At 31.9% G+C, this 18,873-nt stretch carries 10 protein-coding genes; 1 reads left to right on the forward strand and 9 read right to left on the reverse strand.

Going from position 1 to position 18,873, the window contains the following annotated elements; genetic code table 11:
* Positions 1–58 precede the first annotated feature (58 nt).
* The 8 genes from sprA to VK164_RS08980 all read right to left on the reverse strand — a co-directional run bounded on the left by sprA (position 59) and on the right by VK164_RS08980 (position 16,782).
* Positions 59–7,195 (reverse strand): cell surface protein SprA, encoded by a 7,137-nt coding sequence (gene sprA, locus VK164_RS08945; protein ID WP_324209485.1) that lies wholly within the window; start codon positions 7,193–7,195, stop codon positions 59–61.
* A gap of 63 nt (positions 7,196–7,258) precedes the next feature.
* Complete coding sequence (ruvA, locus tag VK164_RS08950; RefSeq protein WP_324209018.1) at positions 7,259–7,840, reverse strand: Holliday junction branch migration protein RuvA; 582 nt, start codon at positions 7,838–7,840, stop codon at positions 7,259–7,261.
* 11 nt (positions 7,841–7,851) lie between these two features.
* A complete protein-coding gene (locus VK164_RS08955; RefSeq protein WP_324209019.1) occupies positions 7,852–10,131 on the reverse strand; it encodes an NADP-dependent malic enzyme in 2,280 nt (759 codons plus the stop codon).
* Between the two features lie 153 nt (positions 10,132–10,284).
* Entirely contained in the window at positions 10,285–11,214 is a 930-nt protein-coding gene (locus tag VK164_RS08960) for a carbohydrate kinase family protein (RefSeq protein WP_324209020.1), read from the reverse strand.
* A gap of 1 nt (position 11,215) precedes the next feature.
* Positions 11,216–12,391 (reverse strand): glycoside hydrolase 100 family protein, encoded by a 1,176-nt coding sequence (locus VK164_RS08965; protein WP_324209021.1) that lies wholly within the window; start codon positions 12,389–12,391, stop codon positions 11,216–11,218.
* A 3-nt stretch (positions 12,392–12,394) separates the two neighbouring features.
* Complete coding sequence (locus tag VK164_RS08970; RefSeq protein ID WP_324209022.1) at positions 12,395–13,696, reverse strand: MFS transporter; 1,302 nt, start codon at positions 13,694–13,696, stop codon at positions 12,395–12,397.
* Positions 13,697–14,041 carry a glutaredoxin family protein gene (locus tag VK164_RS08975; RefSeq protein WP_324209023.1) on the reverse strand — a complete coding sequence of 115 codons (345 nt, stop codon included), beginning with the start codon at positions 14,039–14,041 and terminating at the stop codon, positions 13,697–13,699.
* Between the two features lie 119 nt (positions 14,042–14,160).
* Positions 14,161–16,782 (reverse strand): TonB-dependent receptor domain-containing protein, encoded by a 2,622-nt coding sequence (locus VK164_RS08980; RefSeq protein WP_324209024.1) that lies wholly within the window; start codon positions 16,780–16,782, stop codon positions 14,161–14,163.
* 158 nt (positions 16,783–16,940) lie between these two features.
* Between VK164_RS08980 and VK164_RS08985 the strand changes: the two genes are divergently transcribed.
* Entirely contained in the window at positions 16,941–17,966 is a 1,026-nt protein-coding gene (locus VK164_RS08985; protein WP_324209025.1) for a LacI family DNA-binding transcriptional regulator, read from the forward strand.
* Here the strand turns inward: VK164_RS08985 and queG are convergent.
* Positions 17,950–18,873 (reverse strand): tRNA epoxyqueuosine(34) reductase QueG, encoded by a 924-nt coding sequence (queG, locus tag VK164_RS08990; protein ID WP_324209026.1) that lies wholly within the window; start codon positions 18,871–18,873, stop codon positions 17,950–17,952. The two genes, VK164_RS08985 and queG, sit on opposite strands and share 17 nt — an antisense overlap.

The raw sequence follows: 18,873 nt of genomic DNA on the forward strand, positions 1-18,873 counted from the left end.
TTTTTACAACCCTGTAGAAACAAAAAAACCTGTAAATAAGTACAGGTTTTTTTGTTTTTTAGTTTCCAAAATTATATCGAAGCGTGAATCCTGCTCTAATATTAGTAATTGGGAATGATGTTGAAATTACTGCTTGAGAAAACTGATGATCATAGAATAAAATTGCAGTTAGGTTTTTACTAAACGAATAATCTGCAGTAAATTTTACCGACCATAAATTTTGACCTCCTCCTAATTGATTGTTGTCATAATCCAGATAACGAACAATTGTGTTGCTTTTTCGCAAAGAAAAATCTGCTTTTATATTAACATCACTTTTTATAACTCCTGAAACATTATCTGCCAAAGAAGAATTTATAGTAACATCTTTAATTCTATATCCTAGTCCTATGATATATTCATTGCCACTTACTTCTGTTAGTAAATTATTATCAAAACTCATGTTTAACGTTCTGTCTTTTTTAATTTCAGCTAAAATTTTAAGAGAGTTTTTCAAAGTCATGTCCACTTTTATTAATGGATTGAACTGCTCTGCTAAATTTACATTTGAAATTAACTTATTAGCATAGAAATTTCCATTAGCATCTGTTGGAGTTGTATTCAAATTAGAACGGAATGAATTGATATTATAACTAGCTCTATAACCGTGTTGAATTGAAAATGTTTTAAATTTATCTTTAAACCAAGTATAACGCATTAAACCTGTATATTTTACATTCCAGTTAGGCAATGGCACATTTCTAAATACTCCTGTTGATACTTTTCCAGCATCTGTTCCAGAATACGCTGCAATAAAAGCTGGTAATAATACTTGTTGACTATTTTTACCATATCCAATTGGATAACCTTCTGCATCTCTTGGTATAGTAACATTTCCGTAATAAGATTCTGCTAAACGATTAGCAACTTTTATACGGTTATCTCTAAAATCTTCAAATGCCGCTGAAAAATTAATATCACTTTGCGAAAATGCAGTTTTTATTAAAATTGTTGAAATGTTGAAATTACCAAAATCATACGGTGAACGCGAATTATACTGACCCGCAGTAACATCATACTGTTCAGAATAATTAAAAGAGTACATTCTTTCTCCAGTCAAATCAATTTTTAAATCTGGGAACGGTTCTAATTGAGCCGTAAAATTTAATTGCTTGTTTTCAACTTGTGTAAAATTTTGATTGAATTCTGGGAATGAAGTAAGCCAACCATTTTTAGCTGCTTCATATCGAACATCTGATTGACTTCCAAAAACGAATCCAAGTGTAGGTTTAGAAGAACCAAAGAATCCTAATCCTGGCAAATATCCTGGCAGTACAGTCCCGCTATTTTCAGTATAATTTACTTGGATATTTTTTACACTAGTAACTAATCCGATTAAACCACTCACAAAAATATTTCGCTCAGAGTTAATGTTTTTGTTTGCCGCCACTAGTTTTTGTCCTGGTTTTGGAGCCGCTCCTTTATCTTTAGTATCTTTAGATTTGTTTTTTGATTTATTTGATTTGTTTTTTGTTAAACCAATATATTTATAAAAGGTGTCCATATTAAACGTAGTGTTTAATTTGTGTGAACTTGCATTTTGAATTGTATTTCCAAGCGCATAAATAGTACCATCCTCTGCCTCAACAGTTGAATAAGCATCTGATGAACGTTGCCAATTGTAATCACCAGTATAAATGTAAGTTGATTTAATAAAGGCTAAAGCTGGAATTTTATTAATTGGTAAGTCATAATTTACTACAATTTGCTGATTGTGTTGATTAGATTGACCAATATTCCAATAATCATCCCAAATATCTAATCCATCGATTGGCAAATTATTTTCATCCAAATAATTTCGCACAATATTATTAGAAGAAGCCGTATAATTCACACGAAGTGCTTTTGTAATATTATAATTAAAACCATACTGATAATTAAAGAAATAATTTCTTCGGTACAAATCACCAAGCCCAATTCCCTGAACATCAACTAGTCTGAAACGTTGTTTATTGAATTGTCTTATAATATTTGAACTAAAGTTGATATTAGTTGGCAAGAAATTAAAGTTAAAATCCGACAACATTTTATAATAACCACTTTTCTTTAATGCTTTTGAGTTTTTGAATGGCTCAATAGTTTTTGGTTTAAATGTATAGGCGTAATCAACTGAAGAACGATTTTGTTTATCTACTAAACTTTCGATTTCATAATCATGATGTTCTGTTTCATTCAACGAATAAGAAAGTGTTAAGTTTTCAACATCATAAAAATGACTTTTCTTTTCTGGATTCTTTTCTTTTTTAACTCCAATAAAGTTTATACTTGTACGTTTTGTATAATCTATAGCTCTATTTTCAATATTTGCTCTTTCAGTTGCATCACTTGTAATATCTAATAATTGATTTAACTCAATATCTTGATAAAATGGATCATATTTTGGTGTAATAGTTTCTTCTCCAACAGCATAATTAAACGGCAAATTAACTCCCCATTTTTTAGGTAATAATTTTCCTAAATTAACATTGGTTACAACATCATATTGAAAAACATCTTCTCTACTTCTTTCATTTGGTCCTTGCTCCAATGATCCAAAACCAATGGTACTAACTCTTGTTGTTGCAGAAACATTTGCGAAATCAGCAAGATTTGTGTCTAAATTAGCTACAGCTGCATATCCTCCTTTATTATCCATATCAGAAATACGCAACTCGTTAAACCAAACTTCTCCTCTTAATGGATCTCCTGAGTTTTTATTTTTAACCCCAACCATTAACGTTCTTACAAGACCAAAATTTGGGTTTCCTTTAATCCCTAACGTTAATTTATTATCCTCTGAACCGATTGCTTCTTCTTCAACAAATCCAATTCCATTTGCATCATATATAATAGCTGGATCATTGCCTAATGCTAAAATTTTAAGCTTTGTTAATAATGATAACGGTAAGGCAATTTCGTTATCTGCTGGCCAAATTTCATCAGCGGATGTAGCGCCGTGATCTGTTACTTTTAATGGCATTTCAACCTGATAGAAGTTATCAGTAAAATCATTTCCAAATCTTATAAAAGCAACCATTTCATCATCTTCCAAACGATCAGGATTTGTATTTCCTTCAATTGCTTCAGCATGTAAAAACATTCTAAGTTTTTTAAACTGACGCATATCAACATTTACATTTTTGAAAACAGCTCTAGAATCTTGTGTTTCTAATCCTCCCAAACCAGACAAAGCTGGGTCTTTCTTGTATACTCTCAATGAAAGTGATTGTTCATTTTGATTAATTACTGTGTTATTGTTATATAATTGTTCACGAACAACACCTGGTGGAGTTACGTAATTAATTGGACTTCTACTACCATTTTCTTGAACATTCAAAGCGACAACATCAAATCCTGTATTGTCATCATCTACATCGATATCATTTACATCTAACGAACTTGTATATCTTCTCCATTCGCCTCTTACTAAATCTAAAGCTCCGAAACGCAACGTTACTTCATCTTTAAATCCTGCCATATACATACGCATAAAACGTATGGAACGGAAATCAGAAATTGGCCCAACTTTATTATCGTCAGTAAATTCTAATATTGGAATTTTATATAAAATCCATCTTGCCTTACCTGTTTCCCCATTTGGTAAATCAACATTATCATCTTCTCTATAATCTGCAATATAATTTTGTCCTACTGGAACTGCTCCTGGTGGATAATATTGAATTGGCACTTCAAATTTAAAATACGCATTAATGGTATTCATAGTATTATCTCGATTCACATCTTCAACATCAGGGTAAGTTGTGCTTCCTCTATTAGTATCCGTAACGGTTACTGGGGAATTCCCTTGATTACCATTATAATTTCTATATCTATTGATTACATCTCCAGATGCACTTAAATAAAACTGATAGTTGTCTGCAGCTGGGTCAGGTTGAGCTGCAAAATTTGTATATTTTGCTGCTTCATCAACATCTGTCAACCCGTCATAACCTGCATCTTGGACTGCTCTATTTGCTTCAGATGTATCAAAAGCGTATATTAAAGATTGAGAAGCAGGAACTTTACCCCAAGTAGTTTCAACCGTTGGTTGAGTTGAACCAGCTTCAGGCAAACCATTTTCAAATAATTTTCTTCCGTCTCTTAATACATCTTCAGAAATTTCACCTAGATTAAATACTATTTTACCTGAATTTGTTGGATCAGTAACATCTCCTGGATTCCCGTAATATGGATCCATTACCCAAAATTGAATATATTCTACATTTGATTGCTCAAAATTTGTAGAATTGATAGGTCGCATAATTCCTGCCCAGTTATTTGGAGCATCAGCATCAGTGAACACATTCGTTGCTGCTAATGAAGAATTAAAATTATAAGGCCCTCTATCTTTTGGAAAATACGTTAAATCTAAAGTGCTAATAACCGTTGATTGCCCTTGAGCAATGTCTGTAACTGGGTATAATTCTCTACTAAAAATACGTCTCGTTTTGTTAAACGACAAGTCATCATCGTTGATTCCAGAAGGAGGTTGTGTATAAAACAATGGATCTATTGAATACCATGACATTTTTGCTCGTTTATCTCCAATACTTAATACGTCAACAGGAGGTTCATTTGAAGTTGGGTCTCCATCATAGTCCCCTTCTAATGGAACACTAGCTAAACTCCATGATAAAGCTGAACGCATATCAATTGTTGATTGTGAGCCTTCAAAATCATCAATATAGGTTGTAGCTTCGCCATTAAATTGATCTGTTTTTGAACTACCAGGTTTTAGATAAGCTATTTCTCCTCTAAATGATAAATTAGACGGTACGTCCGTATCAATATTTGGCAATTTATTTACTAATCTAGTCAAGAATGGAACTTCTGTTGAAAAATTAGTATTCAATCCAAAAATAGTATTGTTAACCGATTCCTGACCATAATTAGATTTTGTCGTAAATGGTCTTTCGGTCATATTTAAAAGGGTTGCACCTATTAAAAATTTATCATTGAATTTGTGTTCTACATTGAAACCCCAAAATCTTCTGGTTTGTTGACCAAAAATAGAGTTATTCTCAACTGAAACTTCGATTGGTGTATTTGATGCTTGTAGAGAAGGGTCTAAAATTTGAACTTTTCCTAATTGATAATTTACAGTATAGTCAACACCTTCAACAAGTGTTCTACCACCTGCAGTCACTACCACCGAGCCTTGAGGTACGTTGAATGCACCAATAGAAATTCCATCACCTCCAGTAGATTTATAACGTCCTTTTAATTGGAATTTATTTTTAGCACTCTCTTGTAAAGCAGCAGCTTGTGTTGATTTATATAAATTTCTAAAAACGTATTTTGTTTGGTTTGTATTATATATTCCTCCATCATAATCTTCAGCACCATTTAAACGCAATTTTTCAAATAAATGCTTACCAAATGGCTCTACTGTGGTGAAAATAACTCTTCCTTTTTGGGCGTCTATAGTTAATCCTTGAATAAAATCAAAAAAACCATCTCCTCCATCTTGAGGATCATTGGTATAATTTAGTCTATCAGCATTAAAGACTTTTAACAATGGTGTTTCTTCAACACCAACAGGAAGTGGATCAATCCCTGCTTGTGTTATATAGTTTAATGGCGAAGGATCGGTATATAAAATATTAAGCTTAAAATCTTCTTGCTGTAATTGATAACCACCAGGTATTTGATAAATATTTTTCATCATCAAATCCCAAACTGGTTCTTCAACAACTACTAAATTTCCTTTTAACATTTTTAAAACCAAAGCTTGAGATGAGGGAACACCAGCTGTATCAACATTAGTTGCATCTACTCCGTCTGTTCCAAATTCTCCAACTTGATATACCTGATCACCAATTGTATATTGATAAGCAACCGCTAAAACTTCATCATTTGCTAATTTTTGATTTAACGAAATGTAACCTAATTGTGGGTGAAAAGTATATTCAGTAGCTGTAAGTTTTCTTGCGTTTTCTAATTTAGCAAAATCTATTCCTTCAGCTACCGCAGGAATATTAAAACCATTTGAAGCCGTTGCAACATCTCTAATGGAACTATTCAAAAAATTACTTCCTATATTATTAGGATCAAATTTATTGTTTGCATTATTTGTTGGTGTATCAGGGGAAACATTAAAAAATCCAGCATCTGAAACCCCAACAACCTCACTATCTGCTATTCCAAAAAGTTGTGCTTCTCCTAAATCTTGAAGAGCAACAATATTTCTTAAATTATTTTCAGTAGTACTTACTCTATTTTGTTTATTGGTAATCCAAACTTCTATCCTTGTAATTTGTACACGAGAATTAATATAGGGATAGTTTTCCAATGCTTTATCATATTTATTTCTAAAATATTGTGACAGAAAATAATGCCTATCCGAATCATAATCTAAAGCAAACATTTCAAAATCTTGCAATGTTCCTCCTCCTTGAGATGTAACAGATTTTGTTTGCGATTTTTGTTCCGAAAAAACACCCGTAAAAGTTGTTTTTCCAAATTGTAACTGTGCTTTAACTCCAAATAAACTTTGAGCACCACGAACTAAAGAATTTGAAAGCGGGAAACTCACATTACCCACTTCTATTTTTTGAATTATATCATCCTCAGTTGGTGCGTACTCTAATTTAATTAAGTTTTGAAAAGCAAAAGTTGATTGTGTATCATAATTTACGTTTACGCTTAATCTTGTACCAACTTTTCCTTGCAATCCGACACTAATTCTTTGATCAAAATCAAAACTTGTTGTTTTTCTGTTTCTAGGTGAAAAAGATGGATTGTCTTGTTTTGTGAATCGTACACCCAAATCTAACTCTACAGAACCTGTTGGTTTCACATCAATAGTATTGCTACCAAAAATAGCTTCAAAGAACTTAGAATTCACATAATATCTTGGCAACAAATTTTTCTTTGCAGCATCAGAACCCGCTTTTTTCCCATCAATAGCTGCTGATTTTTCTTGATAGTATTTACGCATTTGTTCACGTAATACCAGTTCATCATACTGTTTAGGCGTTAAAATTAAAGGATAATTAATATTAAACCCATCAACTGAATTAGTATAAATATATCTATCAGATGCGGCATCATAGGTATATGATTCTAATATACTTTTAGGATTAGGCATTTCTATTTTACCTAAATCTACGCCTGTTTTTAAGGTATCTTGATCCTGTTCATCTACTTGAGCTTGTAGTGAAGAAGAAAATAACATTACTACGAATGCGATACTATATTTTAACTTACCTATTGCTTTTATTGCTGTTTTTTCCAAGTTTTATAAATTTTTTAAAGCTTGTTTTATTAAGTTTTCAACAGAGGCATTTGGGGTTTCTCTAATGATTTTATCTATTACTTTTTCAGCTGCTTTTCTAGCAAAACCTAAAACTTCTAAAGCAGATAACGCTTCATCTTTATTTGTATTGCTTTCAATTACTGAAACTTCATCTAAACTATATACTTTTAACACTTTCTCTTTCAAATCAAGAATAATACGTTGTGCGGTTTTTGCTCCAATACCTTTCATTGACTGCATTGTTCCAACATCATTTGAAGCGATTGCTTGAATAATTTGGTTAGGAGCTAAAGAAGAAAGCATGGTTCTAGCAGTACTTGCTCCAACTCCAGAAACCGAAAGTAATAGTTTAAATAATTCGCGTTCTTGCTTTTCTACAAATCCATATAATATATGTGCATCTTCTTTAATTTGCAAAAAAGTAAATAATTTCAAACTTTCAGAATCAGGTAATAATGAAAATGTGTGCAATGAAATATTAATATGATATCCTACCCCATTACAGTCGATTATAACTTCTGTTGGTGTTTTTTCTACTAATCTACCTTGAATGTGAGCTATCATATAAAAATCAATTATTGTTTTTTCTTTCCTTTTTCTTGTGCATCAACTACAGCTACAGCTGCCATATTTACCATTTCCTCAACACTTGCTCCTAATTGAAACACGTGAACAGGCTTATCTAAACCAAGAATTATTGGTCCAATTGATTCCGCTTTATTTAATTCTTTCAATAATTTATAAGTAATATTAGCTGCATCTAAATTTGGAAAAATAAGTGTGTTCACTTTTTTATTTACTAATTTAGAAAACGGGAATTTACTTTTCAACATTTCTGAATTTAAAGCAAAATCTGTTTGGATTTCTCCATCTACAATTAAGTCTGGGAAATTTTCATGTAAATAATCTACCGCTTGTCTTATTTTATTTGGACCTTCATTTTGAGAAGAACCAAAATTTGAATAAGATATCATTGCAATTACTGGCTCCATACCGAACATTCTCACTGTTTTTGCAGTCATTAATGCTATTCTTGCTAAATCGTCAGCAGATGGATTTGGATTAATCGCTGTATCCGACAAGAAAATTGGACCTCTAGCCGTCATCATCATATTAGTAGTCGCAATTTTTGAAACTCCTGGTGCTTTATCAATCAATTGCATAACTGGTTTAATAGTTGAAGGATAACTTCTGGAATGACCAGTTACCATTGCATCTGCTTCACCAGTATTGACCATCATTAAACCAAAATAGTTACGTTCACGCATCCATTTTTCAGCTTCATATAAAGTTACACCTTTTCTTCTTCTGGACTCCCAAAAATGTTGTGCATATGAATGTCTTTTTGCTTCAGATTCTTTTGTTTTTGGGTCAAAAATTGGCACTTCGGTATCAAAACCAATTTCTTCTTTTAGTTCTTTAATAATTTCTTTATTTCCTAATAAAATTGGGAAACCAATACCTTCTTCATGAACAATTTGTGCTGCTTTTAAAACATCAATTTGATCGGCTTCAGCAAAAATAATTCGTTTAGGATTTGTTCGAGCTCTATTGGTTAGCAAACGTATCATTTTATTATCAGAACCCATTCGTTCTAATAAGTCATCTCTATATTTTTCCCAATCTGTAATTGGCGCTAATGCTACACCAGAATCCATTGCAGCTTTTGCAACTGCTGGTGGAACTTCTGCAATTAATCTTGGGTCAAAAGGCTTTGGAATAATATAATCGCGACCAAATGTTAATTTAGTTTCTCCGTAAGCGATATTAACTTGTTCTGGCACTGAAGCCTTTGCTAAATTAGCCAAAGCAACAACAGCTGCTTTTTTCATTTCCTCATTAATTTTAGTAGCTCTAACATCTAAAGCACCTCTAAAAATAAATGGAAAACCTAATACATTATTTACCTGGTTTGGATGGTCTGAACGACCAGTTGCCATGATAATATCTTTTCTTGTTGCAATAGCCAAATCGTAGTTAATCTCAGGTGTTGGATTTGCCATGGCAAACACAATTGGGTTATCAGCCATTGATAATAACATTTCTTGTGTCACGATATCTCCTGTTGATAATCCCACAAAAACATCTACACCTTTCATAGCATGAGCTAAATCATCATAGTGTTTATCAGTAGCATATACACGTTGCATGTCAGATATTTTTGGATCATCTTTTCGCAATGCACCTTTACTATTAAACATTACTACATTTTCTGGTTTTACGCCAAAAGAAACATACAAATTAGCACATGCAATGGCTGCAGAACCTGCTCCAGAAATTACCATAGTAACTTCTTCCATTTTTTTGCCTGCCAATTCAACAGCATTTAATAAGGCAGCTGATGAAATAATAGCGGTTCCGTGCTGATCATCATGCATTACAGGAATATTTAACTCCTCCACTAAACGTCTTTCAATTTCGAAAGATTCTGGCGCTTTGATGTCTTCTAAGTTAATTCCACCAAAAGTTGGAGCAATATTTTTAACTGTAGCGATAAATTCTTCAATATCTTTTGTCCCTACTTCAATATCAAAAACATCGATATCTGCAAATATTTTGAATAACAATCCTTTACCTTCCATTACTGGTTTTGAAGCTTCAGGGCCAATATCACCTAAACCTAAAACAGCTGTTCCATTTGATATTACAGCTACTAAATTTCCTTTTGCGGTATATTTATAAACGTTGTTAACGTCTTTCTCAATTTCTAAACAAGGTTCTGCAACACCTGGAGAATAAGCTAGAGCTAAATCCCTTTGAGTAGCATATTTTTTTGTGGGAACTACCTGAATTTTACCAGGAGTTGGTTTTGCGTGATATAATAAGGCTTCTCTACGTTTACTATCTTTATGCATGGTTTTATATTTTACTAACTTACAAATATAATGGTATGCGCATAAAATGAGAAATTTTTAACCATAATCTTTAAAAAAAACATTCATAAAAAAAGTTGCAATTTTAAAACTGCAACTTTTTTTACATAACTTAAAATGAACTAGACTTGATATTTAACCTTGCAAAATTTGGTTAAGATTAATGTTGTCTGGTAATCTCCCTACATTTTGTAGTTTTATTGCGGCTAATTTTTGAGCAATTGACATACTCTCTTCAATTGCTTTATTTTGAATTTGTGCATATAAAAATCCGGTCCAAAATGCATCTCCTGCTCCAGTAGTATCTTTAATTTCGTGAATTTCTAGTGCTTTTTGAAAAAATAATCCGTGATTTAAATCTGAAACCACAACTCCTTTTTTCCCTTTTGTTAAACAAATTGTGGTAACACCTAGACCATGAAAATAATCAAAAATATATTCCTCAGACTTTGCTTCTGCAAATAATCGGTAACAATCATCTTCACTTAGTTTTACTAATGGATCATTGGCTAAATATTCTTTTAAAATTAATTTAGCTTCTTCTCTATCAGTCCAAATTTTTTCAGAAAAATTAATATCAATACTTAATTTCAAACCTAATTCTTTGGCTTTCTTGGCTCTATTTAAAATAGTTTGTCGAGCTGGATTTTTACTTAATGCAAAACAGGTGGTGTGAAATATTTTAGCATTTGCAATCACTTCTTCTGGCAGTTGATTTTCATATACTTCGCAATCGGCTTGTCTGAACGGAATAAAATCAGGTGTGTCTGTAGATTTTGAAACAAAAATTACCGACGTTGGTGTTACATCAGATCTTTGTATATGGTCTGTATTTACATTATTTGATTTTAATTTTCTAACTATGTAATCCCCTAATCCATCTTGACCACAAGAGGCTACAAGAACTGTATTTAAACCCAACCTAGAGGCGTTAACCGCAACATTGGTCGGAGAGCCTCCCAAAAAACGATGGTAATCTTTAGTTCTATTAATAGACGTGTTGACTTCATGGCCTATGAAATCAATTAATACTTCTCCTATGCTTATAATATCTATAGTTTTCAAACTAAAATAAAAATTTAAAATTATTATGTAATGATTGATGTACTAAAATGCTTGCTGCTGCACTCCAAGCGCAATAAGCAACTCCATTTGGTTCCTGTGTATTTGTATTGAAATTCTCATAAAATGAAAAATCTGCTGCTGCATTGGCTTTATTTATATTGCCTAAAATAAAAGATGTCTTCTCGATTTCATTCTTTGATAGTAAAGCTAATCCAAAAAAACCATTGACCATTGACCAACTTCCGCCATTATGAAATTCATAAGGAAAATTTCTAAATTCGTATTTACAATTGTTCTTAAGTAAATTCCAATGTTCGTCTTCTGGAAATACAGGTGGCCAAAATGCTGGTAGCAATCCTAATTTATTTGCAGTAGCTAATTGAAATGAATACTGAACAATTTTGTTTTGAAATTCTGAAGATCCGATGTTTAACAACAATGCCAAAGAATTAGCAAAAGCATCAAACTGAGATTTATAACCTGATGGTGAAAACGAACAAGGCATAAAATCTTGATATATTAGCCCATCATAAGCTCTTTGATGAAACTTTTCCCCGGTAGATTTGGGAGTAAAATTGATTTCAATTTGAGTTGTTATTGCGCTTATTTTTGCGCTAATTTCATCACTTTTGATAAAATGATTATAGCTATTTAAAGCCCAAATTCGTAATAATTGATCATATAAAACATAACCATCTGTAATATATTCATCGGCCCAATTTCCTGAAAGTGGCACATATAAAAGATGCTTATTATTAAATTCCCACGATTCTAATAAAGCAATACATTTTTCAATTTTTGAAGAATGTTTTTGTACAAAATCAAAATCGTTTATATAAAATCCATACTGACAAACTCCTATAATAAACCAAGTTACTGCATCTACTCTACCAGCTAAACCACCATAACTAACCTCTATTTCATCTTCTGTAATTAAAACATTCGAAGGAATTGTTCCTGTCTTATGCTGATATTTAGCTAACGTTTCAAGTGTGTTTTCAAATGTTTCAATCAATTTTTCATTCCCAGAAGCTAATGCTGCTAATCCACAAATCACACCGTCTCTAGCCCAAACTCTTTGATAATTTGAGGTGCTTTCCGCACTTGCTAAAAAACCATTCGGCGTAGCTACTTTATGCAATAATTCTATCGATTTATTATAAAAAATATCGCTCATAATTTAAACTGTAACTTGTTTTTTTGATTTAATAAACAGGGTAAATACACCTCCAATCAGCAAAAATACACCTGCAAAAGTGATTGCATTTCTTGGATCATTATCTAGAAAATGTTTTAAAATATAACCAAACGTAAGATTCTGAAAAATCATAGGAATTACAATCATCATATTTATAATCCCCATATATACCCCATAACGTTCTTTTGGAATATTAGACACAATCATTAGATATGGGATACCCATCATACTTGCCCATCCTATTCCAAAACCAGTAATGGCAAAAAATAATACGTTTTTGTTTTCGATATGCGGAAATGCTAAAAACCCAATTGCCGCGATAAACAAACACGCTGCATGTACATATTTAGCACCATACTTTTTTGCATAACCAACTAACAAGAAAGCAACTAAAAAAGTTACAATATTATACCATCCATTTACTAATCCGGTCCAACTAACTGCCTTTTCATATGCTTCTGGATTAGATTTTGGGGTAGCACTCCAAACAGACAGAGCAATACTTTTGGATGAATTTTGCCAATAACAAAACAAAGCATACCATTGAAATAAATAAACTAAAGCCAATTGCCACATCACTTTTGGCATTTCAATAATTGCTAAAAAAATTTCCACTAATGGATGCCACAACCCTCCTTTTCTGGTTTTCATTTGAGCAATTTCTGCCTCTGATGGTGGAATTTCAGATGTAGTTCGCATACTCCACCAAATAGAGCCAATTGAACAAATGGCCCCTAAAAAGAATGAAGCGTATACCCAAGTAGGTAATGAACCTGTTTTTCCAATAAAAATCAATGGAAAAATAAATAATGAAAGGTTAGCTAAAGTTTGTCCAAAACCTGTAAAAAAGCTTTGCATCTGAAAACCAAGTGGCTGCTGATCGTCATTCAATTTATCTGCTACAAATGCCCTATATGGTTCCATTGCAGTATTGTTCCCTGCATCTAAAATCCAAAGCAATCCAGCTGCCATCCATAATGAACTACTATAAGGGAAAGCCAACAAACATAAGCTACACAATAAAGCTCCAATAAAAAAGTAAGGCTTACGACGGCCAAATTTTGGATGCCACGTTTTATCACTTAATGCTCCGATAATAGGTTGTACTAGCAATCCTGTTACTGGACCAGCAAGGTTTAACAAAGGAATCTCATCTGGTGTAGCTCCTAAAAAATCATATATAGGGTTTACAGCACTTTGTTGTAATCCAAAACTATATTGAATGCCAAAAAAACCAACATTCATATTCCAGATTTGCCAAAAGCTTAATTTTATTTTATTCATTTATTCTAATTTTTTTAGAAATTCTTGAAAATCACCATTATTAGTATATAGTACTCCATATTTATCAACTACTGGTATTCCAAGATTTGAAGTACTAATATTTGCATTCTTTAATTTTATAAGCACTTCTTTTAAAGCTTCAGGGTTTTTATCAATGTCATAAAAAACAAAATCCATTTTTTTTTCTTTCAAAAAAGCTTTGGTTTCTATACAATGATGACATTCATCACTTCCATAAATAATAATTGTTTTCTGTTCTGTAGCTATTTTTTGAGTTTCTTGGGCAATTAACTCATTTTGGGCAATTCCAAAAAAGAAAATAATTAGGAAAAATAACTTTTTCATCTGTAATTTTTTTTAGTAATCCATATTGTAAAAATACATTAGTTTTAAAAATAATTCCCATACCAATGCTACATTCTACATTGGTACAGGAATTATAAACTAAGCATGAAATAATTTAATTAGAACTTATATGATAAAGTCATTGAAATTGATCTTCCTGGCAAAGGTCTTGCTCTAACAATGTTTGTAGTGTTTTCTGTTATACTACCTTCTTCTGATTCAGTAATAGCTAACGTGTCAAGTAAATTATTACCCGCTACATTCAATGATAATCCTTTAGTTAATCCAAACTCAACAAATCCGTTAACAATTACAAAACCATTCATAACTAATTCATTATTATCTTGTGCATATGCTTTTGTTTGACCAATAAAGCTTAATCCTAATGTGTTATTGCTTTGTGAAAATTTATAAGTTGGAATAAAGTTATACATTAATTTTGGTTGTCTTCTTGGTTGATTTCCATCGTTTGCTCCAGAAGTTATTTCAGCTTTTGTATATGTAAATCCACCTCTAAAATTTAAATCTTCATTTACATCATATGATGATTCTAATTCTAATCCATACGATTTATAGTCATTATCAATTATACTATTTGAGGATGCTTCAAATCCGCCTTCTTCTGTTGTTGCAGAGCTAAATAAAGTAGCATATAAATATCCTTTTGAGAATTTTCTTTTATATCCAAATTCAGCTTGTGCTAAATAATCTAATGAATTGATTTTGTCTCCATCTAAATAATTTAATCCAGAAAATAAAATTCTATCTGCTTTTGCAGAAGCACCTTTACTATATCTCACAAAGAAAGATTGTTGCTCATTTAATAAATAGTTTGCTCCTAAAGTATAAGAAACGTATCCATAGTCATAATCTACAGCCGTAGCATTTGCTGTATCAACAGCAGAAACACTTGATTCTGGAGTAGAGATATCACCATCATTATTAATATCATAAACTGTTTGAACAGCACCTGAAAACGATCCGTCAACTTGCCCTTTATCATAACGTATACCTCCTTCTAAAGATAATTTATCAGTAGCATCCAAAGTTACGTTTGCATAAGGAGCAGAAACATTATATTGAGTATCATAATTTCTTGTACAACAATTTCCCCAATATGGAACACCATAAGCATACAATCCATTTTGAGATAATAAATTTCCACTAGCGTCAGTAACATTAATTAAACGAGGATTATTATCCGAAACTTCTTGAAGATATGAATTCCATAACCAAGACATTGAAATATTTTGAATAGATTTAAAATAACCAGCAGTTATTCCTACTTTATCATATTTCTTAGTGATACGGAAATCATTCATAAAGTTGTTAAAATTGTTTAACTGAACATCAAACATATGTATTCTTGCCACTAGACCATTTGCTGTATTAAATGGAGCCCCATCATTTGCATAACTTAATGTAGAACCTGCTCCGAAAGAATTTGCAATTGAAGCAGCAGATGCAACTTCAGCAGGGAATGGCGCAATAAATTGCCCGTTATTAAAAGAGAATCGCCCATTATTTGATAATTTCCAACCGTTTAGTAAATCAAAATTTATCGATGCTCCAATTGTTTTAGATACAGGATGCATTCCGTCTGCTACTTTTCCTCTTCTTAATTCACCATCTGGTCCTAATCCAACATTTTGACTTAAATATACTGATTGTAATGCTCCAGTTGTTGCATCATATCCACTTACACTATCCCAATTTGGATTTGAGTTTGTACCTGTAACTTTGATAGGCATTGGCATATATGCAGCCGCTCTATCGTTTAAGAATTTAGTATAAATTGTTACAGAACCGTTTTCAAATTCTTTAGTAACATTAAATTTGAACTGACCTCCATTATTTGCAGTAAAACCAGGACTTCTCACCCCTTCACCTGCTCTGTAAAACCCACCAACATGAAAATATAGTCCTTCTCCAATTCTAGAACCATATTCTACATCTGTTCTAAAATCATTATAATCTAAACCAAAGCTTGTTGCCATGCTTCCTCCATCAGTTTTTCCAGTTTTGCTAATGAAATTGATAATTCCACCTGGTGAATTTGAAGATAATGTAGAAGCAGACCCGCCACGAATAGCTTCTATTTTAGCTACATTTCTATCAAATCTTGTAAAAATATCTGCTGTACCAAAAGAAATATCACCATATAAAAGTACCGGCAATCCATCTTCTTGAATTTGTAAATATTTTGATCCTCCAGAAGAAATTGGCACCCCTCGAACAGAAATATTTGAATTTCCTTCCCCTCCTGAAGATTCCGAACGAATACCAGGAATAGTTCTAAAAATTTCTGCTGTCGATCTTGGTGCTGACTGTTCAATTTGCTTCGCGTTAACAGTGGTTATCGAAACACTTGATTTTAACTTAGTTTTTGGATTAACTACACCTGTAACCACCACTTCATTTAAGTCTGAAGTTTCTTCTTGTAATACAAAATCAACAGTAGTATTTCCTTCAACAATCGCTTCTTTGACACTAGTTTGAAATCCAATGTAAGAAGTGGAAATTGTAATTGAACCATTACTAACAGAAGAAAAAGTATAAATACCGTTGCTATCCGTCATTGTGGAATTTGATCCCGCAACAACATTTGCACCAATAACAGCTTCCCCTTTGCTGTCTGTAACTTTACCTGATAAAACACCACTTTGAGCAAATGCTTGATTGAATAGCAATATTGCCATCAAAAAAAACATGTTCTTCAAAAAATTAGTAATTTTTTTCATTTTAAAATTTTTGTTTGATTAATAAAATTGGTTTGTTTAATATTTCGAAATTATATTTTTAAGATATAAAAAATGCGAAATATTTATCGAAAACGTTTTCGAAATAACCGAAAACGTTTTCGATTTTAATATTGATTTTTTTTTATCATATTTGTTAAATGAAAGATATTACACTTAAACAAATTGCAGATACATTAGGAATATCTATAACAACAGTATCAAAAGCATTAAAAAATTATCCTGATGTTAGTCCCAAAACGAAGAATGCCGTTTTAGAACTAGCAAAAAATTTACAATATACACCAAATAGTTTCGCAGTAAATCTCAGAACTAAAGAATCGAAGACCATTGGTTTAATAATCCCTGAAGTAGTCCACCATTTTTTTTCCAATGTAATTAATGGTATTATTGAAGAAGCAGAAAAAAGCGGGTACTTAGTAATAATACTTCAATCTAATGAGTCTTTGGAATTAGAAAAAAAGCAAGTTGAATTATTAATAAACAAAAGAGTTGATGGAATAATAATGTCTCTTTCAAATGAATCAAACGACGATGAGCATATTAAAGAAATTATTAAGCGAGAAATACCATTTGTACTATTTGATAAGATCTCAAAGTTTATAAATTGTTCAAAAGTAATCATAGATGACCAAAAAGCCGCCTATAATGCTGTAGAACACTTAATTAGTAAAGGCTGTAAAAAAATAGCTCATATTCGAGGTCCTGTAAATCCTCAAAATGCCATAGATAGGTTTTTAGGTTATAAAAAAGCCTTAGAAAAACACAACATCCCTTTTGATTATAAATTAGTATATACTTGCAAAAATGTTACGTTTGAAGAAGGCAAAGAGTTTGCCAAGCAAATTGTAAATAATCATCCAGATATTGATGGTATTTTTGTAATTACTGACTTAGTCGCAGTAGGTGTTCTGGCTTTTTTTAATGAGCAAAATATTATTGTACCGAATCAAATTAAAGTAATTGGCTTTAGTAATTGGTTTATGTCACAAGTTATTAGTCCTAAACTAAGTACGGTAGACCAACCAAGTTATGAAATGGGAGTACAATCATTTAATTTATTATTAGAAGAAATAAATCAAAAAAAAGAATCTTTAGATTTTATCCCGAAAACCATAGAATTAGGCACTAGTATCATAGAACGAGAATCTACTTCAGAAAAGTAATATTTCTCAAAAGTCCTTCATATTTTGTCCTCTTAATGGCAGAGTTTTTAAATACTTTTTGAAAAACATCAACAGTTATTTCTTCCCATTCTTTTTTGGAAAATTTTAATATAGATTCATTTGATTTCAATAAAGACTCATCGTGTGGTTTTGCAAACCGATTCCATGGGCAAACGTCTTGACAAACATCACAACCAAACATCCAATTATCAAATTTCCCTTTCATTTCTTGTGGTAAATTATCTCTCAATTCAATAGTGAAATAAGAAATACATTTACTCCCATCAACAACATAAGGTTCAACAATAGCTTCAGTAGGACAAGCATCAATACAAGCTGTGCAAGTACCACAATGATCTGTAGTTGTTTTATCGTATTCCAAATCCAAATCAACGATTAATTCGGCTATAAAATAAAACGAACCAACTTTTTGCGTGATCAGATTGCTATTTTTTCCAACCCAACCCAAACCGCTTTTTGCGGCCCAAGCTTTATCTAAAACTGGCGCCGAATCTACAAAAGCCCTACCAGAAACTTCACCAATTTCAGTTTGAATGAAATATAATAATTCCTTTAACTTCTCTTTTATGACATGATGATAATCTTGTCCGTAAGCATATTTTGAGATTTTATAGGAATCTTGATTTTGAAGTTCAGAAGGATAATAATTCAATAATAACGAAATCACACTTTTAGCATCACCTACCAATAAAGTTGGATTCAAACGTTTGTCAAAATGATTTTCCATGTAATTCATTTGACCATTCATTTGATTCTTCAACCAATTTTCTAATCTTGGAGCTTCATCTTCTAGAAACCCAGCTTTGGAAATACCACAAGAGAGAAAGCCGAGTCTTATTGATTCGGCTTTTATAAGTTGAGCGTATTTTTCTTTATTTTCAATCAA

The organism is Flavobacterium sp. (assembly GCF_035299005.1).
Classification (GTDB): Bacteria; Bacteroidota; Bacteroidia; order Flavobacteriales; family Flavobacteriaceae; genus Flavobacterium.